At 46.5% G+C, this 23,339-nt stretch carries 18 protein-coding genes; 5 read left to right on the plus strand and 13 right to left on the minus strand.

Going from position 1 to position 23,339, the window contains the following annotated elements:
* The first annotated feature begins 125 nt into the window (after nt 1-125).
* From Tanf_RS15095 to Tanf_RS07240, 3 genes are all read left to right on the plus strand, one after another.
* Nucleotides 126-275 (plus strand): hypothetical protein, encoded by a 150-nt coding sequence (locus tag Tanf_RS15095; RefSeq protein WP_161794949.1) that lies wholly within the window; start codon nt 126-128, stop codon nt 273-275.
* Nucleotides 276-502: 227 nt separating this feature from the next.
* Complete coding sequence (locus Tanf_RS07235) at nt 503-1,636, plus strand: Ig-like domain-containing protein (protein ID WP_080948583.1); 1,134 nt, start codon at nt 503-505, stop codon at nt 1,634-1,636.
* A 53-nt stretch (nt 1,637-1,689) separates the two neighbouring features.
* Nucleotides 1,690-4,998: an Ig-like domain-containing protein gene (locus Tanf_RS07240; protein ID WP_080948584.1), complete on the plus strand. Its 3,309-nt coding sequence runs from the start codon at nt 1,690-1,692 to the stop codon at nt 4,996-4,998.
* 467 nt (nt 4,999-5,465) lie between these two features.
* Here Tanf_RS07240 and gcvP read toward each other — a convergent pair whose 3' ends face one another.
* From gcvP to Tanf_RS07265, 4 genes are read right to left on the minus strand one after another with little or no spacing between them, the layout of a single operon-like run.
* A complete protein-coding gene (gcvP, locus tag Tanf_RS07250) occupies nt 5,466-8,318 on the minus strand; it encodes an aminomethyl-transferring glycine dehydrogenase (protein ID WP_046825392.1) in 2,853 nt (950 codons plus the stop codon).
* A 17-nt stretch (nt 8,319-8,335) separates the two neighbouring features.
* Nucleotides 8,336-8,974 (minus strand): MBL fold metallo-hydrolase, encoded by a 639-nt coding sequence (locus Tanf_RS07255; protein WP_014225983.1) that lies wholly within the window; start codon nt 8,972-8,974, stop codon nt 8,336-8,338.
* Nucleotides 8,971-9,591, minus strand: coding sequence for a 16S rRNA (guanine(527)-N(7))-methyltransferase RsmG (gene rsmG / locus Tanf_RS07260; protein WP_014225984.1), 621 nt, complete (start codon nt 9,589-9,591; stop codon nt 8,971-8,973). Before rsmG ends, Tanf_RS07255 begins: the two co-directional genes overlap by 4 nt.
* A gap of 3 nt (nt 9,592-9,594) precedes the next feature.
* Nucleotides 9,595-10,443: an RsiV family protein gene (locus tag Tanf_RS07265; RefSeq protein WP_014225985.1), complete on the minus strand. Its 849-nt coding sequence runs from the start codon at nt 10,441-10,443 to the stop codon at nt 9,595-9,597.
* Nucleotides 10,444-10,745: 302 nt separating this feature from the next.
* Here Tanf_RS07265 and gyrA point away from each other — a divergent pair, with 302 nt between their 5' ends.
* Nucleotides 10,746-13,313, plus strand: a complete 2,568-nt coding sequence (gene gyrA, locus Tanf_RS07270; RefSeq protein ID WP_046825393.1) for a DNA gyrase subunit A — start codon at nt 10,746-10,748, stop codon at nt 13,311-13,313.
* Nucleotides 13,314-13,340: 27 nt separating this feature from the next.
* Nucleotides 13,341-14,558, plus strand: a complete 1,218-nt coding sequence (locus Tanf_RS07275; protein ID WP_041590917.1) for a tetratricopeptide repeat protein — start codon at nt 13,341-13,343, stop codon at nt 14,556-14,558.
* Nucleotides 14,559-14,668: 110 nt separating this feature from the next.
* Here the strand turns inward: Tanf_RS07275 and Tanf_RS07280 are convergent, their stop codons facing one another.
* From Tanf_RS07280 to Tanf_RS07320, 9 genes are all read right to left on the minus strand, one after another.
* Nucleotides 14,669-15,796 (minus strand): universal stress protein, encoded by a 1,128-nt coding sequence (locus Tanf_RS07280; RefSeq protein ID WP_046825394.1) that lies wholly within the window; start codon nt 15,794-15,796, stop codon nt 14,669-14,671.
* 2 nt (nt 15,797-15,798) lie between these two features.
* Nucleotides 15,799-16,062, minus strand: a complete 264-nt coding sequence (locus Tanf_RS07285; protein WP_014225990.1) for a hypothetical protein — start codon at nt 16,060-16,062, stop codon at nt 15,799-15,801.
* A 136-nt stretch (nt 16,063-16,198) separates the two neighbouring features.
* Nucleotides 16,199-16,906 carry a phosphatase PAP2 family protein gene (locus tag Tanf_RS07290; RefSeq protein ID WP_046825395.1) on the minus strand — a complete coding sequence of 236 codons (708 nt, stop codon included), beginning with the start codon at nt 16,904-16,906 and terminating at the stop codon, nt 16,199-16,201.
* A 6-nt stretch (nt 16,907-16,912) separates the two neighbouring features.
* Complete coding sequence (locus Tanf_RS07295) at nt 16,913-17,677, minus strand: tetratricopeptide repeat protein (RefSeq protein ID WP_087879741.1); 765 nt, start codon at nt 17,675-17,677, stop codon at nt 16,913-16,915.
* Nucleotides 17,677-19,506: a BatD family protein gene (locus Tanf_RS07300; protein ID WP_046825397.1), complete on the minus strand. Its 1,830-nt coding sequence runs from the start codon at nt 19,504-19,506 to the stop codon at nt 17,677-17,679. The genes Tanf_RS07295 and Tanf_RS07300 overlap by 1 nt, the downstream gene beginning before the upstream one ends.
* Before the next feature lie 11 nt (nt 19,507-19,517).
* A complete protein-coding gene (locus tag Tanf_RS07305; RefSeq protein ID WP_046825398.1) occupies nt 19,518-20,264 on the minus strand; it encodes a tetratricopeptide repeat protein in 747 nt (248 codons plus the stop codon).
* Between the two features lie 10 nt (nt 20,265-20,274).
* On the minus strand, nt 20,275-21,294 hold the full coding sequence (locus tag Tanf_RS07310; protein ID WP_046825399.1) for a vWA domain-containing protein: 1,020 nt from the start codon (nt 21,292-21,294) through the stop codon (nt 20,275-20,277).
* A 15-nt stretch (nt 21,295-21,309) separates the two neighbouring features.
* A complete protein-coding gene (locus Tanf_RS07315) occupies nt 21,310-22,299 on the minus strand; it encodes a vWA domain-containing protein (protein WP_046825400.1) in 990 nt (329 codons plus the stop codon).
* On the minus strand, nt 22,296-23,336 hold the full coding sequence (locus tag Tanf_RS07320) for a hypothetical protein (protein WP_046825401.1): 1,041 nt from the start codon (nt 23,334-23,336) through the stop codon (nt 22,296-22,298). Before Tanf_RS07320 ends, Tanf_RS07315 begins: the two co-directional genes overlap by 4 nt.
* Nucleotides 23,337-23,339: the final 3 nt, after the last annotated feature.

Genomic DNA, 23,339 nt, shown 5'->3' on the forward strand with positions numbered 1-23,339 from the left:
GGGGCGGGCCCGACGTCCGCCCCCCTTTGCGAACCTTGCGGTTAAGAGCTTTGTTGAGCTGCTGAACTGACAACTGACAAAGCCCTGAAAGGGCGCGTTCATTCAGCCCAATATGGAACGAAGCGTTGGGGAAACAGGCGAACGCAGGGACGTTCGTCGATGAGCCTCGGGCGGTGAGCCGACGGAGCAGCGAGCAGGGCGAAAGAAAATCAGGCTGTCCGAAGCGAAGCGAGTTACCTGATTTTCCGACCTGCAAGCATCGCGAAGGCGTGTGAAGCGCACGAAGCCTTGACCTTTGGGTTACTTTTGAGTCAAGCCAAAAGTGAGAGAAAGGAGATTCTTCGCTTACGCTCTGAATGACAAAAGACCGAACGCAGAGGAACATCCCCCCTTCCCCCCCTTCAAAGGGGGGAAAAGCGAAGCGAAGGGGGAATACAGGGGACTGAAAACTGAATAACAATTAATTAAAATATATTATATTCACATTTTAATTCAAATTATCATGGCAAAAAGAGTATTTTATTCAACAATGTTCATTGCGATCTTTGCAATGACCTTCGTAAGAGGAGCTTATGCAGGAATTGGCATCTCTCCCACAACGATGAACCTTAAGGTCGGCGAGACAGCCACCCTCACTGTAACGCCCGATACGGTAACCATCGGTTACGGAATCAAGAGTCTGAATAGGAGTATTGCGACTGTTAATCCGCCCGATGGCGTCGGGACGGCATCGTTCACCGTCACGGCCGTAGCCCCCGGAACAACAAAGATACAAGTCCTCAGACTTATATCCGGTTCTTATGTTGTCACCGCCGAGTGCGCCGTCACTGTCACCGAGGCGCAGACCGAGGTGTGGCCCCAAAGCGCCACGCTGAGCCCCGCCCGGATTACCCTCAGGGAGGGCGAAGAGGCCTCCATAGAGGCCGCCGTGCTGCCTGCCAACTACAATCAGGGCACACCGCAATGGAGCGTGGAAAACCAGAACATCGCCTCCGTCACCGGCAGCGGACTCACGGCCACCGTCAAAGGCCTCGCCGTAGGCACCACCACGCTCCACTTCACCATCGGCAATGCTAACGCCAGCTGCGTCATCACCGTCACCAAGGCGCAGACCGAGGTGTGGCCTGAAAGCGCCACGCTGAGTCCCGCACGACTGACCCTCAAAGTCGGTGAACAGGCCTCCGTCGACGCTACCGTACGGCCCGACAATTACAATCAGGGCTCGCTGAAGTGGAGCATCGACGACGAGCGTACGGCCAACGTTACACCCAACGGATTGTCCGCTACCGTCGAAGCGGTGGCCGCAGGCACGACGACCCTCCACTTCACCGTCGGCAAAGTATCAGCCTCGTGCACCGTTACCGTCACGGAGGCCGGAGAATTCAAGACCATCGACATCGTGCCCGCAAGCATCGAACTCTATGCCGGCGACCGAGGCAAGTTCCACGTCAAAACCACGCCTGAGAATGCCACGCTGCCTGCACTCAGCTGGAAAGTCACCGAAGGCACTTCGGTAACGAAAATCTTACGCACCGAAAATGGCAACTGCTATATCGACGCCCTCCGACCGGGTCAGGCCGTATTGACCGTCACCGCCGGAAACCTCAAAGCCGAAGCGATGATTTTCGTCAAATAATCGGGCGACAGACCATCTTTAACGAATTAATAACCATTTAAAATCAAAACAATATGAAACGATTAATATTATTAACGCTTCTCACCCTGATAGGGTGGATAGGTGCAACGAATACGTTGCGAGCCGAAAAGTACGGCAAGCTGTTTGGGGTAGATATCACAGATAAAAACTGCCACGATCTCGTCAAAGCCGTTAACGACTACGCATATAAGTATAGCATTAAGTTTTTCGAAGCCTCGGGTAAGCTGTCATACGATCATTCGACCCACACGCTCACCATGGAGAACCTCACCCTCTCCTGCAAATTGAGCGGCCTCGATGGGATCGCTATCAGGCCCAATGATGAGATAAATAAGAGCCAGCTCAAGATCGAGGTGATAGGAACGAATACGGTCAATTGCAAAACCGCTCTCATCACGTATGGTGAGGGGATGGGAAAGGGCACACTCGACATTAAAGGGCCGGGCACGCTGACCGTCAACTGTGAAGACGGTTACTACTGTGCCACAGTGGAAATGCGTGCCGGAGCCCATTTGGACGTACATTGCAAGGAACTTTGCATCAACGTAAAGAACAATGCCGGCATCGGCACCCATCGTCAGCCTTCCCCTTCGACCGTCTCGGTGCACGAGGGGGCTTTCCTGAAGATAACATCCGCTAATACACATAGTGATATAGGCGCCTTCACCAATGTGGATAACCTGCGGATAAACGCCAATTCCAAAATCCATAAGCCCGCCAGTGGTCAGTTCAACTACAGCAAGAAGACCGTAACGGACGGCGTGGGCAACTTAGCCAAAGAGGTGATCATCGCACCCAAATCGTGGATGAGTGACGAAGACGATACTCCGCCTACTGCGAAAGGTGATCTGACCGCCACTCCCACCGACAAGACCATCGCCCTGAGCTGGAAAAGAGCCTCCGACAACAAAACGTTACCGGGCAATCTGCGCTATCGAGTCCGGTGGAAAAGAACATCGGATAAGTCATGGAAGTATAGCCACAGTGAGGACAAGATGCCTAAAGACATGACGTCATACACCATCGAAGACCTCACACCGAAGACCAAGTACGATGTAGATGTGAAAGTCTGCGATGGAGCCGGCAACGCGAGCTACTACGGTAAAAAAACAGTCCAAACTAAAGAGACTACTCCAGAGCTGGTGCTCAAGGACAAAACCCTCACCGTCACCGGCAAAACGGACCATTCCGTCTCACTGCAATGGCACGCCGCCACCTACGGCACCCGACCGCATTCGGAGATCAAGTACTCCATAGTCTATCGACTGAAAGGTGAGGAGACATGGAAACACAGCACATTGCTCTACGGAGAGACGGAACACACCGTGACCGGGCTTATGGCCGATACGGAGTATGAGTTTTGGGTCTTGGTCTTCCATAAAAGTATGGACATAACATTGGTCTATACTGACAAGGCGGAAGCCCGAACCGACAAACTTGTTGATAAAACCCCGCCCACATTCCCCGAAGGTGCTCGAGTGAAGGTGGACGAAGTGACCGAAACGACCGTCAAAATCTCGTGGCCGAAAGCTACGGACGACCGAACGCCGCAAAACAAGATTCGATATACAATATACAAAAACTGGAAGTACAATTATTCTATTGGTATCGACGTCGATTCACACACTTTTGACCTACTTGCGCAGGACACAAAGTATAAATTCCAGGTATATGCCATCGATGAGGTGGGCAACTGGAGTAAGTCCCTCGATACGATCATCAAGACCAAGAAGAAAGTCGTGCCCGACACTGAGCCGCCTTACTTCCCCAACGGTCAGGAGCTCTCCGTCACTGCGACCGAGACGTCGCTGAACGTCTCGTGGCCGGCCGCAGCCGACAAGGTGACCGCAACGAACGACCTGCGTTACACATTTTTCTTCTCGCGGTCTGACGCATCGTATTGGCCGGGGAATACTCTCGGCAAGAACGCGCTTTCGCACACCGTCACCGGACTGCAGCCCGATACCGAATACAACATCTGCGTCACCGTCTATGACGAAGCCGCTAACTCGGCCGACTACACGTGGAAGCTCAAAACCAAGACGAAAGCATCCGACAAAACGGTACATCCGGCTTCCGTAAGTATCGCACCCACGTCGCTCGACCTCGAAACGGAAAACAAAGCCACGCTCACAGCCACCGTTTTGCCCGCCGATGCCAAAGATAAGACCGTCACCTGGTCGTCCAACCTGCCGGCCATCGCTTCGGTTGATGCCGTAACGGGCGAAGTCACAGCCCTCGCACCGGGTAAAGCCGAAATCACCGCTACGGCCAACGACAAGGCTGACGGCACGAAATCGGAAACCATCGAAGTGCGCGTCAAGGCGAAAAAAGTCCGGAAACTCGTCACCGACGTCTCCGTCATGCCGGCAGTGCATACGATGGTTGAAGGCGACATCTTCTACTACAGTGGCATTGTGGAGCCCGACGACGCCGACGAAAAAGCCTTGACCTGGACAAGCAGCGACCCGACGGTGGCGACCGTAAGCAAAGGCGGCGGATTCATCAATGCCCTGAAGGCCGGCACAACGACCATCACCGCTACGACCAACGACGGCAGCGGTAAGTACGGCCAAAGCACGCTCACAGTCAAGACCCCGATCCTCGTCATTGCAGCAACGGGCATCGTAGTCGATCAGACGGATATATCGCTCTACGAAGGCGGAACGGCTACGCTTACCGCACGCGTTCTGCCGGCCGATGCCGCGAGTAAAGGCTTCACCTGGTCGTCGAGCGATCCGACAGTGGCCAGCGTCAGCAGCGACGGCGTCGTGACGGCTCACCTGCCCGGCGGCACCGCCCTGATCACGGCTACGGCCGATGATGGCGGATGGACAGACTTCTGCACCGTCCGTGTCAAAGGCACGTCCGTCAAGATTACGCCCAGTGCCTTTAGGCTCGGCTTGGGGGAATCGCTCGAACTTACGGCCACGACCGAACCGTGGGATTCGCCCATGACCAAGAGCTGGAGCACGAACCGCCCGGGCGTGGCCGAGGTCAACAAGGACGGTAAGGTGAAAGCCGTAGCCGAAGGAGATGCCGTGATCACCGTCACGCTGAGCGGTGGCCAGAAAGCCAACTGCTACATCACCGTCAAGAAAGGCGGCGAAGGCAATGCTAACGAACTGATTGTCGATGACTCGAACTCTCGCGTATGGGCGGCCGACGGCATACTGTACGTCTCGACCGAGCAACTGATCGATGTCGAAGTGTTCAATTTCTCCGGCCTCCTGCTGAAGAAGTTCAAGGCATCCACGGGTACGACTCCCGTCGAACATCTGCCCGCGGGTTTCTATGCCGTGCGCATAGGACAGCAGACAACAAAGGTTGTGATTCGATAACCACAAGCTGCGAAGGAAAGGGGCGGGCTCCGTGTCCGCCCCCCCCTTTGTCATTCCGAACGTAGTGAGGAATCTCGCGAGGAAAAAGAAGGAGATTCTTCGCTTCGCTCTGAATGACAAATTAATGGTTAATTGTTATGCCGGGTACACGGAATCCGAACGCCACCCTTTGTCATTCCGAACATAGTGAGGAATCCCGCGAGGAAAGGAAAGAGATTCTTCGCTTCGCTCTGAATGACAAATTAATTGTTAATTGTCAATGGTTAATTGTTATGCGTGGTACACGCCGAATCATGTATTTAGAAAATAACCATGGACCATTCATTTCGGCGTTCGTCCATGGGCCTCGGGCGATGAGCCGACGGAGCAGCGAGCAGGGCGAAAGAGAAATACGGGCTTTTAACGAAGAGAGGGAATGCCGTATTGGCTTCTCCTCTCTAAATTTAGATTACTATCCCATGTTGTGACTATGGACAACTGCAAAGGGTCGGGACTAAGTTGCGGTCGCCATACGCATTGTTAACACGTGCCACATTAATCCAGAACTTGTTGTCATGCAGCCATTCCAGCGGGAAAGCTGCCTTGGAACGTGAATAAGAATGGTGCCATTCGTCGGCAGTGACTTCGTATTCGGGATGCGGAGCATTTTTGAGTACATTATCGTCCTTCGATGCAATACCGTTTTCCACTTCATCTATTTCTCGGCGAATACATTCCATTACTTCGACAAAACGGTCTAACTCCTCCTTGCTTTCGCTTTCGGTCGGCTCTACCATCAGAGTTCCGTGCACCGGAAAAGAAAGGGTAGGGGCATGGTATCCGAAATCCATCAACCGTTTGGCAATATCGTTCTCTTCGATTCCGGTACGTTCTTTAAGCACACGACATTCGAGTATCAGCTCATGACCGACGCGCCCATCAGCTCCCGTGTACACAATACCGTAAGCTTCTTTCAATCTTTCGGCCAAATAGTTGGCATTTAGCATCGCGATTCGCGTGGCCTCTGTAAGTCCGTCAGCCCCCATCAGACGAATATAAGCATACGTGATCGGCAAGATGCCGGCACTTCCGTAAGGTGCTGATGCAACAGTGTTTCGGCTGTTACCGAACGTCACGGGGTGGGAGGGGAGGAAAGGGAGCAAATGCTCAGCTACGCATACCGGACCCACACCGGGTCCGCCACCGCCATGAGGCGACGCAAATGTTTTATGCAAGTTCAGATGGCATATGTCGGCGCCGACCACTCCCGGGCCGGTCAATCCGACCTGCGCATTCATATTGGCGCCATCCATATACACTTGTCCTCCGCACGCGTGAACGATGTCGCACATCTCTTTGATGTCTGCCTCGAAGATACCGTGCGTAGACGGATAAGTAATCATGCTTGCGGCAAGAACGTCTTTCTGCTCTTCGGCTTTCGTTCGGAAGTCGGTCAAATCGATGTTGCCTTTTTCATCGCAGCGTACGGTAACCGTTGTAAACCCGCACTGAATGGCACTGGCCGGATTTGTGCCGTGTGCCGAAGCGGGCAGCAGCACCACCCGACGGTGTCCCTGTCCGATACTTTCAAGATAAGCGCGAATGATCCGCAATCCCGTATATTCACCGGCTGCCCCCGAATTGGGTTGCAGGGTTACCCCCTTCAACCCGGTAATCTCAATCAGGTAGGACGACAGATTTTCAATCAGTTCCATATAACCATTCACCTGATCGACCGGTGCATAAGGATGGATATTCTGAAAAGCAGGATTGAGCAACGGAAGTAATTCGGAGGCTGCGTTCAGTTTCATCGTGCACGATCCCAGCGGAATCATCGAATGAGCCAGCGAAATATCTCTGCGTTCCAAACGTTTGATATATCGCATCAATTCCGTTTCGGTACGGTATTTTTTAAACGTATCCTGTTGCAGGAAGGACGACGTACGCAGGAATGTAAGATCGAAATAGAGCTTTGCAGGGATATCCGTTGCCGACGGATTAGGCAGTCCCGCAACTCCGGAAAAGATTTGCAACAGAATGTGGATATGTTCGGGGCGTGTTGTTTCATCAATACTGATTCCTACATACCCCTCTTCGAAATACCGGAGGTTGATGTTGCACTCCAATGCGATTTCACGCAGCGTATTTACCGGCACATGGGAGGGTAGTTCGATCTTTAATGTATCGAAGAAATTTGCATTCAATTGTTTATAGCCGAGTCTCTCAAGTTCGTCGGCCAGGAAACCGGCGTAACGGTGAATCCGTGAAGCGATGTCCGTTAGCCCTTCGGCACCGTGATACACCGCGTAAAAACCTGCCATCGTAGCCAGAAGTGCCTGCGCGGTACAGATATTTGATGTCGCTTTCTCGCGCTTGATATGTTGCTCGCGTGTCTGAAGCGCCAGACGGTAAGCCGGATGTCCATACGCATCGACCGAAAGCCCGATGATACGTCCCGGAATCATTCGCTTGTACTCGTCTTTCGTAGCAAAATACGCCGCCGAAGGTCCACCGTAAAACATCGGAATTCCGAAACGTTGCGATGTTCCGAACACGATGTCTGCTCCCCATTCGCCGGGAGGTGTCAGCAGAACGAGGCTCATCAGATCGGCCGCTACGGCAACACGTATGCCCTCGTCATGCGCCGCGGCCACGAAATCCTGATAGTCGTTGACAGTGCCGTTGCCGTCAGGATATTGGAGGATCGCCCCGAACATCTTACCGGATAAGGCTACTTCACGGTAATTACCCGTCACCACCTCGATGCCTTGCGGAGACATCCGTGTCCGTATAACGGCCAGGGTCGACTCATACACGTTTTCATCGACAAACAATTGATTTGCTTTATTTTTCACTTGCTCACGGCTACGCGTGTGGAAGAGCATCGTCGCAGCTTCAGCAGCCGCTGTCGCTTCGTCTAACAGGGAACAGTTGGTCAGCGGCATTCCGGTCAACTCGCAGATCACGGTCTGAAAGTTGAACAAAGCTTCTAACCGGCCCTGGGAAACTTCGGCCTGATAAGGCGTGTACGAAGTGTACCAGTTCGGATTCTCAAACACATTCCGCAAAATGGGAGCAGGGCATACCGTATCATACCAGCCCATGCCGATATAGGATGTAAAGATTTTATTCTTAGAGGCAAGCTCGGCAATGTGTTCCGCAAATTCCCGCTCCGTCATCGGTGCAGGCAAGTGAAGCGGTTTTCTCAGACGAATATTCGAAGGAATGATCCGGTCAATCAATTCGTCTGTCGATTTCACACCGACAGCTTTAAGCATCGCGGCTTTGTCTTCATCGGTTGTAACGCCTATGTGGCGATTTGCAAATTTATTGGTCTCCATGTGTTACTTTATACAATTTATAAATAAGGATTATGTAATTTCTCTTCGATGACGGTCGTAGACGGGCCATGCCCCGGACAGACCAGCGTTTCGTCAGGCAAGGATAGGATTTTGTTTCGGATCGCTGAAACAAGCCTCCCGTAACTTCCTCCCCACAAGTCTGTTCGTCCGATACTTCCTGCAAACAGCGTATCTCCGGAGAGGACGAAGCCATCCGCAGGGCTGTAAAAGACCAGACTGCCGGGCGAATGTCCCGGAACGAATAATACGGCAAGCTCCGAATGACCGAAGCGGATCGGTTCGTTTTCGTTCAGAAAACTTGTTACCGGAACGGCATCGACGGAAGCATGAAGCCCCATCTGTTTCATCTGAACGTCGAGAGGAGGAATCTGTTCGACCTCCAGCCGATGTGCTTTGGGCAAAAGTCCATACGTTCTATGGACAAAGGCGTTGCCTAAGATATGGTCAAGATGCAGGTGTGTACAAAGCAGAAGCTTCGGTGCCAGCTCATGACCCGCAATAAATTCCGACAAGCGTTTCTCTTCATCGGCCGACATGCAGCCGCAATCGATAATCACCGCTTCTTTCGTTTCGTCGTAAAGCACATACGTGTTTTCGGAAAACAGATTGAATTCAAAACACTTGATTTTAATCATAATGGGATATATACTATTTTTTTTGTCTCAAAAAAAGGTTCTTTGTAATAGGTATTCAAGTTTAAGCACACGGCCTGCTTGCGAAAGGGAGCTGTCTCGTGTTGAAGCTCTCCGCCTTTCAGGCATATCAAACCGTTGGGAAGCGCATTCTGCTGCCTGTCTCGTACGTTTTTACGAACCAGCTTGGCTAATTCCTGCAGGGACATTACCGCACGGCTTACCATAAAGTCAAAATGCTCCTTTTCACTTTCCACCCGTTCATGACATGTCGTGACATTTTTCAGCCCGAGAGCCTCTGCCACCGCCTGCACCACTTTAATTTTCTTTCCGATACCGTCGATCAAATGAAACGAGACATCCGGAAAAAGAATGGCCAGCGGGATGCCCGGAAATCCTCCTCCCGTACCGACATCCATGACTGTCGTTCCGGGCTTGAAACGAACTAATTTTTCAATGCTTAGCGAATGCAGCACATGGTGAATATACAAGTTGTCCATATCTTTCCGGGATATGACGTTGATCTTCGCATTCCATTCTGCATAAAGATCATGCAATGCCGCGTATTGCTCGCGTTGCAACTCGCTCAAATTGGGATAATAACGATCGATAACCTCCATGGCTCAAAAAGCGATCCGGGCGATCGGACTCTCTTTACGCAGCAAATGGCGTATCTTTTCGTATGGAATCCGGACGGAGGTGGCACCTACTACATACGCTGCAATCTCATATTCATTAAACGTGTACGTAATACCTATATCATCCACATAAAAATTCTTGTTCGGATAAATCTCATTGATATTGAAAAAACCGATATTCTCAAGGTCTGATGCTTTATCTACATTATTGCAGAGTGCAATGGCGTCTACAATAATTTTAGCAAGATCATCCTGATAATCTTCGACGAAAATTTCCGCTTCCGTTATTCGTTCACCTGTCTTCAGGTCAAAAACACGGTTCGTATAATAGTGTGCGTCATGCGCCCCTCCCGTATCGTATTCCTTCGACACCACCATACTTAACAAATCATTTTGATTATAGTAAATACTGTCGCCGAGAATCTCATAGCTTGAATACCATTCATCGTTGGGCTCCGAACCATGCTCTTCAACATCCGATTCAAAGTCTGTTTCCCGCTTCTTAAAATCATTCAGATAATTCGCAGCATATTGACTCACGGCCTCTCTTGGCGAAAACTGCATATAATCATCGCCTAAAAAAGTTTTAATAAACTGCTGTTGTACGGCTTTCAGAACATGCGGATTTTGATATTCGGCCGGAAACAGGAAGTTTATTTGCAATGAACAGCCGGGATTCGTCTCTATCTTTTTCATATGATAGCTCTCTTTTACAGCGATCGTATCAAAACGAATATCATTTTCTTTTACCTTTTTAGCATCCGAACCGCATGCCGATAAAAGGCTGACGGTTACTGTCCAAACCAAAAGGGGTTTCACGATATATACCTTCATCTCTATTGCATGATTAAACTATTTGCGATGCAAATTTAAAAGATAATTGATTGAATAACGAAAGAATCTTATTAAGATTATTAAAAAAAATGCTTTTTGTCTGCATGCCACAATATCATACAGAATATCATCCGATTATCACATTCTTCAATAAGGCAGTGCCCACTTTTAAGGGGTACTGAAGAATATTGAACATATTCTTGCATTTTTTCACAGCAAAACATTTGTCCATTGTTGAAAAACCCGTAAATTAGCGTGTTTTTTTCAAATATACAGTTGAAGAATTCTTAACAACATAATAAATGACTGAAAAAGATAGAATTATTAAGATTGACATTAATAATGAGATGAAATCGGCCTACATTGATTATTCGATGTCGGTCATTGTTTCACGTGCGCTTCCGGATGTAAGAGATGGATTCAAACCCGTCCATCGACGCATCTTATTTGGTATGAGTGAATTGGGGAATACCTCCGATAAACCGTACAAAAAATCGGCGAGAATTGTCGGAGAAGTATTGGGTAAGTATCATCCGCATGGGGACTCCTCGGTTTATTTCGCACTGGTTCGTTTGGCACAAAACTGGTCGATGCGTTATACCTTAGTAGACGGACAGGGGAATTTTGGTTCTGTAGACGGAGACAATCCGGCGGCGATGCGTTATACGGAAGCGCGTATGAGCAAACTGGCCGAAGAGATGTTACGCGACATTGATAAGGATACGGTTGATTTCCAACTGAATTTTGATGACACCTTACGGGAACCCATCGTGCTTCCCACACGTATACCGAACCTCTTGATCAACGGAGCCTCGGGTATTGCGGTAGGAATGGCAACCAATATGCCTCCGCACAATATGAAGGAGGTGCTTCAGGCTTGTCAAGCTTATATCGATGCTCGCGGAGAAATCGATGTGCCCGGACTGATGGCTTACGTAAAAGCACCTGATTTTCCGACAGGGGCAACTATCTACGGGTATGCCGGCGTCAAAGATGCCTTTGAGACGGGACGCGGACGTATCATACTGCGTGGAAAAGCCGAAATAGAAAGTGCACCGGCGCATGACAAAATCATCATCAGTGAGATTCCCTACCTTGTAAATAAAGCCGAACTGATCAAAGCGATTGCCGATCTCGTAAACGAAAAACGTATGGACGGCATCTCCAATGTGAATGACGAATCAGACCGTAGTGGCATGCGTATCGTGGTCGATGTGAAACGCGAGGCGAATGCGAATGTCGTACTTAATAAGCTGTATAAAATGACGACTTTGCAGTCGTCATTCAGCGTCAACAATATCGCATTGGTGAATGGGCGACCGAAACTGATGAATCTGAAAGAATTGATCGGAAATTTTGTCGATCATCGGCGAGATGTTGTGATACGTCGCACGAAATACGATCTGAAAAAAGCCGAAGAACGCGCTCATATTCTGGAAGGATTGATTATTGCTTCAGACAACATCGACGAAGTGATCGCCATTATAAAGAAATCAGGCAATCCTCAGGAAGCGATCAGCCATTTGATGGCACGTTTCGAATTGACTGAAATACAAGCCCGGGCGATCGTTGAGATGCGGTTACGTCAATTAACAGGACTTGAACAGGAAAAGCTGCGCGCGGAATATGAAGAAATCGAGAAATTAATCGTACGATTGAAAGAAATTCTGGAAAATGAAGATATGTTGATGGGAGTCATTCGGGACGAATTTCAGGAAATTATGGATAAATATGGAGATGAGCGTAAGACCGACATCGTTTACGCTTCCGAAGAATTGAACCCGGAAGATTTTTATGCCGATGATGAGATGATTATTACCATCTCGCATATGGGATATATTAAACGTACTCCGTTGAGCGAGTTCCGTGCACAAGCACGAGGGGGAGTAGGGGCGAAAGGCTCCGAAACACGCGAAGAAGACTTCGTCGAATATATTTATCCGGCGTCGATGCATGCCACGATTTTGTTTTTTACGGCTAAAGGACGGTGCTTTTGGAAAAAAGTATTTGAGATACCCGAGGGCGCTAAAAATGCGAAAGGAAGAGCGATCCAGAACTTCTTAAATATCGATTCGGACGATAGTGTAAACGCATTTATCCGGATCAAGAACTTAACAACCGATACGGAATTCATAAATTCACATTATTTGCTTTTCTGTACAAAGAAAGGAGTGATAAAAAAGACGCTCCTGGCAGCTTATTCACGTCCGCGCCAAAATGGTGTCAACGCGATCACGCTGCATGAAGGAGACGGAGTCATCCAGGTACGACTGACCAATGGAAACAACGACGTGTTGATTGCCAATCGGAATGGTCGGGCCATCCGTTTCCATGAAAGCAAAGTGCGCGTGATGGGACGTACGGCTGCCGGCGTACGCGGAATGACCTTAGATGACGAAAACGACGAAGCAATCGGTATGGTTTGTATCAAAGATACGGAAAAAGAAACCATTCTCGTTGTTTCGGAGCAAGGCTACGGGAAACGCTCGAAGATCGACGACTACCGGATTACCAACCGGGGAGGGAAAGGAGTCAAAACGATCCATGTGACCGAAAAAACTGGTAAATTGGTGGGCATTAAGAACGTAACGGAAGAAAACGACTTGATGATCATCAATAAATCCGGTATTACGATCCGTATGAAAGTTGCTGATTTGAATATTATCGGCCGTGCAACACAAGGAGTTCGACTGATTAATCTCGAAAAACGCAACGATGAGATCGCATCCGTATGCAAAGTCGTATCGGAATCGGAAGAAAACAAGATGGGCAACGGAGAAACAGAAGACGGTACGAACGAAATTAAACCGGAAAACAGTACGGAGGTCATAGAAGAGAACAACAACATAATTGAAGAGGAAAAAGAATAAAGTATTAACATCAAAATTTTAAATGACATGAAACAAGTAGTAATGACAATCGGTTTCTGCCTGATGGCAATCACTGTATTTGCGCAAAAAAAAGCGGTAACGGAGGCTGAGCGTATCGCGAAAGATTCGAAGCCGGACTTTAACGAAGCGCGTACCTTAATTAAAGGAGCCTTGGAAAATCCGGAAACAAAGGATGATGCAAAAACATGGTATGTGGCCGGACAAATCGAAGATGCTCAATTCAGTTCGGAGAGTACCAAGCAGATATTAGGTCAACAGCCGAATGAACCGGTGATGTATGAAGCTCTGGCAAATATTCTACCATTCTTTAAAAAAGCCTATGAGTTGGACCAACTCCCGAATGAAAAAGGAAAGGTAAAACCGAAATATGCCAAACATATCAAAGGGACGCTTAATGCCAATCATATTTATTATCTGAACGGTGGGGCTTATTACTTTGATCAGAAAGATTATAAAAAATCGTGCGATTTCTTTGATCAGTACATTGAAATTGCCAACCTGGCTTTTATGAAAGATGAAAAGGTAGCCCAGAGAGACTCGAACTATATGATCGTACAGTTCTATTCGGCTATTGCCGCGATGCAACTGGATGATGTAGAGCTCGCTATTAAGAATTTGAATCGGGCGAAAGATACGGATTACCGACGATACGATGTATATCAGTCGTTGTGCTACGAGTACGAGCAGGCAAAAGATACAGTAAACATCGAAAAAACATTGGAAGAAGGGATGACCTTGTTTCCCGATTCAAGCTATTTCCTGAATAGTCTGATTAATCTGTACATCTATACCGGAAGAAATGATCAGGCTCTGCAATTATTGAGTACCGCTATTTCGAAAAATGCGAACAGCGCCCAATTGTATTATGCAAAAGGAAGCGTCTACGAAACCGGTTTGAAAGATTATGCTCAGGCCGAAGAAGCATACAAAAAAGCGGTTGAACTGGATCCCAACAGTGCAGCCAATAACTTCAGCATGGGACGTATTTATTACAACCAAGGAGTAAGCACTTTAGATAAAGCGAATTCGATATCGGACGCCACTCAATACAAACAAGAGAAAGCAAAGGCTGAAGAACTCTTCAGAAAAGCGTTGCCGTTCTTTGAAAAGGCACGTGAACTTAAACCCGACGAAAAAGAATTCCTCATCGGATTGAGAGGTATCTATTATAATCTGAATATGAATGAGAAGTTCGATGAGATAGAAGCCGAAATGAATAAATAATGTATTCTTAAAAATAAAAAAGAGCTGAACTCAAATCGGGGACAGCTCTTTTTTTGCATGCATGATTCGTATCAAAAGATACATTCTATTTTACATAATAGTAATTATGGTTAAATCGGAATCACCAAAAGCGGTGTATTACTATGGAAAAGCATTTTACGCGCAAGGCTCGGATTAAATATCCGGGTGATCATACTGCGGCGATATGTGCTGAATGCGATCATATCGATCTGTTTTTCTTCGACAAAAGTCTCAATAGCGTCCAATAAATCTCCGTCATTCAATACGGTATGTGCTATTTTCAAATCCGGATATTGTTTCTTCAAATATTCATTCAGTCCCGATAAACGAATATCATTCCACTCATTGCGACTGGTCGAAATATTAAATAGTTGAATTTGAATTTTTTCCGGATGTTCTTTGAAGAAATCGACAAACTTATCGAACGCCAATATATCACGCTGATTAAAAGAAATTGCGAAAGCAATTCGTTGGATGACACTCAGATTATTGAAAGGAACATGTTCGGGGATCGCCAAAAGCGGCATTTTTGTTTGTTCAATGACTTCGCCTGTGACACTTCCGATCAGGTCTGCATTTTTCTGATTTTTCCCGCGTGTACCCATGACGATCAAGGTCGGATGATATTCTTTGGCATAAGCCATAATTTCCTCTTCCGGCAAACCTTCTCTCAAGATATAGTTATATTTGACGCGTGGCCATTCTCCACATTCCATCTTTCGATTTATCAACGTACAAATATTTTCAATATCCTTTTGTACTTGTTTATAAACCAAGTGGATATTTTCATTATTGGGAATTCCGGCCGCCACCGGTTCACGGGTCGCAAACGGTAGTGCAGAAGGGATATACGTACTGAAATAGGCATGTAACAACATGACTTCTGCCCCAATCTGATGTGCATGATTTATCCCTATTTCACAAGCCTTAATCGAATAATCCGAGAAATCGACAGGGATTAAAACCTTTTTCAGGTTTTCCCTCCCGAGTACCTCTTCTGCTTCATCTTCGTTCAGCCATTGAGTATCTTCAATCAACCGTAAGGCTCGCGGCAAGTCGCTTTCTTTGATGCGTATACGCACACCGGCTGAGATGACCGGCTGAATCTGATTCACATTATGAATATAGGTTGCTATTCCTTCCGACTCAAGCAGTGTTTTCAGAATCTGAGCCTTTTCATACGTGTGAATAGCCAAGGTAACCAATTGCTTTTCCATAATCACACTTCCGATAAAGGATTTGCTCCCAAAATGTCTAACGCCCGATCCAGAATGGTCGTGTCGCTTAAAACCACAATGCCTCCGTTAGGGCCTGATTCGATATGTACTCCGCAACTTTTACCCTCCTTGTAATTTTCTCCTCCGAAGTAATTCCGGACCGTTTCTACCGATAGGCCCAATTCTGCAGCAATACGATGAATCGTACCGTCAGGCAAACGATCTTTGATATCTCGAAGTTCGTTAAAAGTGATTGTTTTCGTCATGGTTCATGTCTGTTTTTATGGGTTAATAATATTATTTGATAATTCGCGCACTAATGTAGCCACTAAAATTGAGTACCCCAAATTTTTCGGATTTTTTTTAAACAAGACGGTTATGTTTTATAACATGTTTATCCGCTTATTTCCATGCAGGAACTCCTAATTCGCTATATACCAGAATAAAAGCAATCGTAACCCACATAGCGTAAAGAATAGCGCGGACATGAGTTACTTTATAGGAAAGAAGAGAGGACTCCCCTACTCCTTTGATGGTTCGAGAACGGATAACCCTGTAAATTTCAAAGCTCAACCACCCAAAGAAGCATCCGGACAGGATTCCCGGAATAATGTCGGAAATAAAATGAACACCTAAATAAATGCGGGTATACGACATCAGGATGGCCCATAGGATAATGTTATAGGTGTACCAGCGGTAACGGAAAAGAAGTATCGTAAACGTAGCAAATCCGAAGGCATTGGCTGCATGGCTGGAAATAAATCCGTAGCGTCCGCCAAGGTACGGACTACCCGTCAATGGGCTGATAACCGTTTGGACGTGATGCATAAAATCCGGATGGCGCGTAGGGCGTAAACGCGTAAATAACGGTTTACATACGCTTGATGCAAATTGATCGCACAGCGTAAGGGTCAATGCAATAAAGAGTAAGATGAGAAGAGATTCCTTCCATGGCCTTTTATAACAGATCACCCATAAAACAAAAAGTGCTAATGGTATCCATACCATCTTTCCGGAATATATCCAAAAGAAATGGTCCCAATAAAGCGTATGCCCCCCATTGAGCCACAAGAAAAGAGTTCGTTCATATTCCAAGATCGTTTCTAACATAAGAATTTATATTCTTTCAAGCTCTTTTTGAGGAATCCATCCTTCTTTTCCGTCTTCTAAACGAATCTCATACCATTCTCCCAGTGTACTTTTAATCTGCACTTTGGTTCCTTCATGCAAAACAAACAAATCGGTGCCGCTGACATCCGGAGAACTCTTAATCGTAATCGTAGGTGCAAAAATAATCGCAACATCGCGTGTTATTAACGCTTTCTTCTGACTCCATGCAAAGACATTGGCAAAGACAACAAGGACCAATAAAAAAATTCCGGTATAAAATCCGATTTTCTTTAAGCGCATCCATTTGGAAAAGAGGAATAACGTCAAACAACCGATAAACAAGACGAAACATACAATTCCCACACTCGCCCATACGTCGACATTCAATACATTCCGGACTGTCCGGAACCACTTGACCCAAAAGAACTCCCCGACCGGTTCTATTTTATCTGTTGTTCGGAGTCTGGACATTGCTAAATTAAAGCGAATATCTCCATCGCCGGGATTCAGCAATAAAGCACGTTCGTAATTCAAGATTGCCGGTGCAATCTTATTCTTTTTGTAATAGGCATTTCCCAGATTATAGTAAATCTCATACGAGTCGCCGCTGTTCTTCAGCAATGCTTCATATAATTCAATGGCTCTGGCGTAGTTCTCCTGTTTATATGCTACTTCGGCTTCTTTAAACGCAGACTCCTGCGCCGTCAACGATATGCCGCACATTAAGTGAATCCATCCCCAACACAGTATTCTATATATTACTTTCATCATCATGACTTTTTAGTTATGTTTTCCATTTTCCCAATGGCGTCGAACGTTTGTTTAAAGAGCTGCTCCATCGCTTCCGGAGCCTGACTGGGGGCATAACGAGCAAACTCACACGTATTCAGGATATCGATAAAACGATCGCTTACCTCTTTATCTCCTCCAAACACCATTAATTCCGCCTCTACATTCTCTTTGGTTAGATTCGCTTGCGGAATATTCAACTTGTCGCTTAAATATCCCCACACGGCGCGAAGAACTTCATCGTAAAATTCTTCCTTTTTTCTCTCTTTCAGTAATCTCTCCGCTTTTTTCAATCTTCGAACCGCTATTTTGTTCGCTTTTTTCGTACGTACAAGCGCAATGTTTGCATTTTCTTTCACTTGCTTGCGATAGATGGCAAAGAAGACGATAAATAAAACGGCAATCAGTACATACGCCATTATGTACATGAACGAACCGAAGAAAAATTCTTTATTTGAGACAAAGTGAGGCTTTGAAACTTTGATATATCGAATGTCTTGCCCCAAATATTTGACGCGCTCTTGCGTACCGAAATTTGAAATGACAGGGCTTGAGCTATTCTCTCCTCCGATTCCTTTCTCGACGTGCAGTTTGAACGGTTGAGAAGAGAGGGTCTTATACGATCCGTCTTTGGGATCAAAATACGAAAACTGGACGGCCGGAATCTCAAAATCGCCTGCATAGCGCGGGATTGCCATGTATTCAATCGATTTTGTTCCGCTTGTACCCGAAGAAGTAGTTTTGATATTATTGTCTACTTTCGGATCATACACTTCAAAGTCATTCGGGAAAGAGATTTCGGGATTTTTAGCTAATTTGATATTGCCATTTCCTGAAAGCACGATGTTGATCGTAACGGCTTCGTTCGTTTTAATGTGATCGGAATTGATGCTTGCTTTCATCGTGTATGAACCTACCGCTCCCCGGAAAGAAGCCGGTTTACCGCTTGGAAGAGGCTTGACATCAATCGTTACGGGGGGCGTCGTAAGTACTCTCTTCACATCTTGGTAAGTATCGAAGAAGTCATCAAAAATACTGCGCACGCGTTGTTTCGAACGGATACGTACGACGGCGTCATATTTCCCTCCTTCAATCGTAATTTTACCCGAACGTTGCGGATAAAGGACAGTCTGTTTGATAACGACTGTCCGGTAATTACGCCCATTATAATTTTCGAGTGTCCATTGCGGGTTCAATTCGATATCCTGGGAAAGAAACCCTTCAAATTCAGGGAATTTTACGTCGTTCAATGCCGCATCATACAGGGAATAGAGTTTGAATGTCACTAAAAATCCTTCCTGTTCATAGACGCTACGCTTCGAGACATTCATCCGGACGAATAACTCATCACCTCCGATATTGGAAGAACCGGAAGACACTTGACCGCCCCCCGAGCCTGAAGATGCCGCTTCATCTGCCTTATCCGGAGGCAATACTTTAATAACTAATGAGTTGGAACTATAATTCGAATTTTTGATCTTTATCGTTGCCGGACTCAAGTTAAAGGTACCTTCTTTTTTAGGCATTAACACATACGTAAATGTTTGAGAATAGGAGCTGCTTGATTTCCCATTGATATATTGCATGCTTCTGCTGACAGACGAAGTAGGTCCCATCAATACTTCGAAATCGGCCAAATCCGGTGTCCGAAGTCCGCCGGCACCTTCCTCATTGACGGTGTACGTCAGTTGGAATTGTTGTCCCATCACCACGGCGTCGGGAGCAGAGGCTTTGAATGTCACTCCGTCTGCTTTCAGGCCTGTCCCTGCTAAAAACAACAGCCCGGTAACGATAAAAATGAATTTTCTCATAGCTCTTATTTTTACCATTGTTTATCTGTTTTACGACGTTCTTGATGTTTGGCCTGAGCCTTTTTAACTTTCTCCTGTGTATCTTTTTCGTCCTGCAGGAAAGCATCGAGAATCTGTTGTGCATTGTCTCTGCTCATTTGTTCATTCTCCTGCTTCTGTTCTTGTGTCTTATTTTCTTTCTGCTCATTCTGATCCTGATTCTGCTCTTGTTCTTGCTCCTTCTGCTCTTGCTGCTGCTGTTGCTGATCCTGATTCTGATTCTGATTCTGCTGGTCTTGATTTTGTTGCTGCTGATCATTCAATAGCTTTTGAGCCAAAGCTAAGTTATACCGTGTCTCTTCGTCTTTCGGATTCATCCTCAATGACTGTTTATAAGCCTCGATACTTTTGGCATAATCCTTGTTCTTCATCTGAATATTCCCGAGGTTGTGAAAAACTTCCGCTAATCGTTGGGCATTGGCCGGATTTTCAGTCAGCAGACGCTCTCGCTGACCGGCGATCTGTTGGTATTGTTCGGCTGCTTCCGGATATTTTTCCTGTTTGTATAAGGCATTCCCCAGATTGTATGAGCCTTCAACAGAGCGCGGATTCACTTCAATGCTCTGTCGGTAAGCAATCTCCGATTCGGTATATTTCTCTTCTTTATACAATTTGTTCCCTTTTCGGATATGCGATCGCTCCGCCTTCTGTGCAAACATGCCGTTCGTACAGCAGAAAGCGGTGATCGCACTTATGAATATCAGATATATTGCTTTCATTTCTGTTTTATTAAGAAAATAATTTTATTTTTCGGAATATCCGATTTTTTCGTTCCAGAATCAGATACTCGAGAATCAACAAGATCAAAACAATCCATGCCAATGTCTGGAACTGTTCATCATATTCCGAATACACTTTACTTTCCAGCTCAGCTTTATCCATCTTATTAATTTCAGACTGTAACGCGCGGAGAGCCGAGTTGGTATTGTCTGCACGAACATAGATTCCTTTGCCGGCCGCAGCAATTTCCTGACACATCTGCTCGTTCAATTGCGTGATGACAATATTTCCATTGCCGTCTCGCATATAATCATTCCCATTGTCAAGAGGTATCGGTGCACCTTTGGGAAGCCCGATACCTACAATATTCACGTTCACTCCTTTCTCGGCTGCAGCGGCGGCCGCTTTTACCGGGTCATCTTCATGATTTTCACCATCCGTAATCAATAGGATCGTTTTCCCGGAATTTTCGTTCGGTGTGAACGAACGCATCGCCAGATTTATTGCGGCGCCGATGGCCGTCCCTTGCGTAGAAATCATCGAAGGGTTAATGGACGACATAAACATCTTGGCCGAGATATAGTCTGAGGTAATCGGTAACTGCGTAAATGCATCGCCGGCGAAGACAATCAGGCCGACCTTGTCGTCGGTAAAACTGTCAGTCATCCTCGAAAGCATTTGTTTGGCTTTTTCCAACCGGTTCGGTTGAATATCTTCGGCCATCATCGAATTGGAAACATCCAGACATATCATGATTTCCACACCTTGTCTTTTGACGGTTTCCAGCTTAGAGCCGAACTGTGGGCCGGCAATCATAAAAACCGTCACGGCTATAGACGTGAATAACAGCCAGAATTTGAGTCTCTCCCGTTTGCGCGAGACTTCCGGGGTCAGTTGTGAAACGAGTATGGGATCGCCGAAGCGCTTGATGGCCTTCTTTCCGGCAACAACCACATAGAGATAGAATAAGGCCAATACCGGAAGTATTGCCAACAAATACAGATAAATAGGATGAGCAAAACGAAACATAATCAACTTTCTTCCTTATGGTATCTTTTTCAATAATGTATGCTTCAGGAGAAGTTCCAAGAGCAGCAAAGCCAATAAGAGCAAGGCAATATTTTTATACTCTTCCTGTTTTTTACTGTATTCCCGTACACTGATTTTGGTTTTCTCCATTTGATCGATCTCGGAATAAATCTCCTTCAGACTGGCATTATCGGTAGCTCTGAAATATTGTCCGCCGGTCGTTGTTGCAATTTGCTTTAAGGTAGGTTCATCGATATCCACCGGGATCATCTGTGTCTGAATCATTCCTCCCGGCAGGCGGAACGGGTACGGCGCTTCTCCTTTTGTACCTACACCAATGGTATACACCCGGATGCCAAATGTTTTGGCGATCTCGGAAGCCGTTACCGGGGCAATCTCACCGCGATTATTGGACCCGTCGGTTAGCAGAATGATCACCTTCGATTTGGCCTGACTATCTTTGATACGGCTGACAGCATTAGCCAGGCCCAAGCCAATGGCGGTCCCGTCCTCGATCATTCCGCTCTGAATATTTTTAAAGAGATTCAACAAAATAGCATGATCGGTAGTGAGCGGACACTGCGTAAAGCTCTCGGCCGAAAAAACAACGAGCCCAATGTTATCGTTCGGTCGTCCATTGATAAAAGCAGCTGCCACATTCTTAGCTGCTTCCAGACGATTCGGTCGCAAATCTTGCGCCAGCATACTGCTCGAAATATCGATGGCCATCATGATATCAATTCCTTCGGTCGACGAATTCTGCCAACTGTTGGTCGACTGCGGACGCGCCAGGATGACGATGACAAGGGCAATGGCTATCATGCGTAATACGAACGGTACATGTCTCAAATATACTTTGGCTGTCACCGCCTTGGGCGCATCAAAAGCCTGTGAAGAAGACATCTCCACACTTGCTTGATTCTTACGCATCTTCCAAAAATACCAGCCGATTAAAGGAATCAGCAGTAGTAATAAATAGATGTATGACGGATTTGCGAATATCATTGCTTTTCTTCGTTAGAGGTTACTTCTATCGTTTTTAAGGATGACGTTATCCTGTCATTGTCCGACGACCGATCTCCGGATGTTTTTTCTTCTTCTTCCGGTTTCGGTACTTCGGTCGGTTTCGTCTGATTGACGAACAGATATGCATTCATCATACTTAGGTCGTTCTCGTCCGGCAACGGATGTAACTTGGCAAACTTTACAAAATCAGCCAAATGAAGGATTTGTTTCAATGTCTCATAAACAGAATGAGCATCATTCTCCTGTTCAATAATATGCAGGATTTCTTCCGACGTTTTTTCCATCGCATTGACCCGGTAACGTCTCGAAATATAACGACGCAGGGTATCCGTCACGAGAGTATGATATTCTTTATTCAGTCCTTGTTGCCACAATTTCTGTCCTTTAATCTCATTCAATTCCCGAATGGCCTGTTCGTACGGCGGGAGTTTCGGTTCTTCTTTTTTTAACGGGATCAGCGTTTTCCTGTTTCTGTATCGCTGAACAAAATAACCGATAACACAAATCGCAAAAAGTCCGAACAGAATACCGAATATCCACGGATAATAATCGGCTAAGACAAACGGAGGCTTCCATACGTTTTTGATGTCGTAAAACTCTTCGGGATTATCCGTATCGACCGGTATCGTCGATACTTTTAACGCAACCTGATTCGATGAAATCGTGTCCCCCTGATCAATCACAATCAACGGCGGTAACAGATATAATGCCGAATCGAACGATGTAATCAGGATATTTTGCTTAATCACCAATCGATTATCCAAAACAGTCGAATCTGCCGGCGATGTGGATAAAACTTCCACTCCGGGCATTAAGACATCTGTCGGAATCGGACAAATGACTTGCCTGTCTTTATCGGTTGTAATTGTCAGGTTCAATGTTGTTTGCTCTCCTATCAGGATATCGGCCGTATCAAGTTTGACACTAATCAAGGTCTGTTGTGCCTGTATCCCGATGCTCGATGCTATGGTGAAAGCAAACAATAATAACCGGAATTTATTTTTTCTCAGTTTCATGCT

This window comes from Tannerella forsythia (assembly GCF_001006485.1).
In the GTDB taxonomy this organism is placed as follows: domain Bacteria; phylum Bacteroidota; class Bacteroidia; order Bacteroidales; family Tannerellaceae; genus Tannerella; species Tannerella forsythia.

Bases quoted from the DNA above. Each gene is read 5' to 3' on its own strand.
- Tanf_RS07235 (WP_080948583.1), top strand. From the start codon at position 503: ATGGCAAAAAGAGTATTTTATTCAACAATGTTCATTGCGATCTTTGCA.
- Tanf_RS07240 (WP_080948584.1), top strand. From the start codon at position 1,690: ATGAAACGATTAATATTATTAACGCTTCTCACCCTGATAGGGTGGATA.
- gcvP (WP_046825392.1), bottom strand. From the start codon at position 8,318: ATGGAGACCAATAAATTTGCAAATCGCCACATAGGCGTTACAACCGAT.
- Tanf_RS07255 (WP_014225983.1), bottom strand. From the start codon at position 8,974: ATGATTAAAATCAAGTGTTTTGAATTCAATCTGTTTTCCGAAAACACG.
- rsmG (WP_014225984.1), bottom strand. From the start codon at position 9,591: ATGGAGGTTATCGATCGTTATTATCCCAATTTGAGCGAGTTGCAACGC.
- Tanf_RS07265 (WP_014225985.1), bottom strand. From the start codon at position 10,443: ATGAAGGTATATATCGTGAAACCCCTTTTGGTTTGGACAGTAACCGTC.
- gyrA (WP_046825393.1), top strand. From the start codon at position 10,746: ATGACTGAAAAAGATAGAATTATTAAGATTGACATTAATAATGAGATG.
- Tanf_RS07275 (WP_041590917.1), top strand. From the start codon at position 13,341: ATGAAACAAGTAGTAATGACAATCGGTTTCTGCCTGATGGCAATCACT.
- Tanf_RS07280 (WP_046825394.1), bottom strand. From the start codon at position 15,796: ATGGAAAAGCAATTGGTTACCTTGGCTATTCACACGTATGAAAAGGCT.
- Tanf_RS07285 (WP_014225990.1), bottom strand. From the start codon at position 16,062: ATGACGAAAACAATCACTTTTAACGAACTTCGAGATATCAAAGATCGT.
- Tanf_RS07290 (WP_046825395.1), bottom strand. From the start codon at position 16,906: ATGTTAGAAACGATCTTGGAATATGAACGAACTCTTTTCTTGTGGCTC.
- Tanf_RS07295 (WP_087879741.1), bottom strand. From the start codon at position 17,677: ATGATGAAAGTAATATATAGAATACTGTGTTGGGGATGGATTCACTTA.
- Tanf_RS07300 (WP_046825397.1), bottom strand. From the start codon at position 19,506: ATGAGAAAATTCATTTTTATCGTTACCGGGCTGTTGTTTTTAGCAGGG.
- Tanf_RS07305 (WP_046825398.1), bottom strand. From the start codon at position 20,264: ATGAAAGCAATATATCTGATATTCATAAGTGCGATCACCGCTTTCTGC.
- Tanf_RS07310 (WP_046825399.1), bottom strand. From the start codon at position 21,294: ATGTTTCGTTTTGCTCATCCTATTTATCTGTATTTGTTGGCAATACTT.
- Tanf_RS07315 (WP_046825400.1), bottom strand. From the start codon at position 22,299: ATGATATTCGCAAATCCGTCATACATCTATTTATTACTACTGCTGATT.
- Tanf_RS07320 (WP_046825401.1), bottom strand. From the start codon at position 23,336: ATGAAACTGAGAAAAAATAAATTCCGGTTATTATTGTTTGCTTTCACC.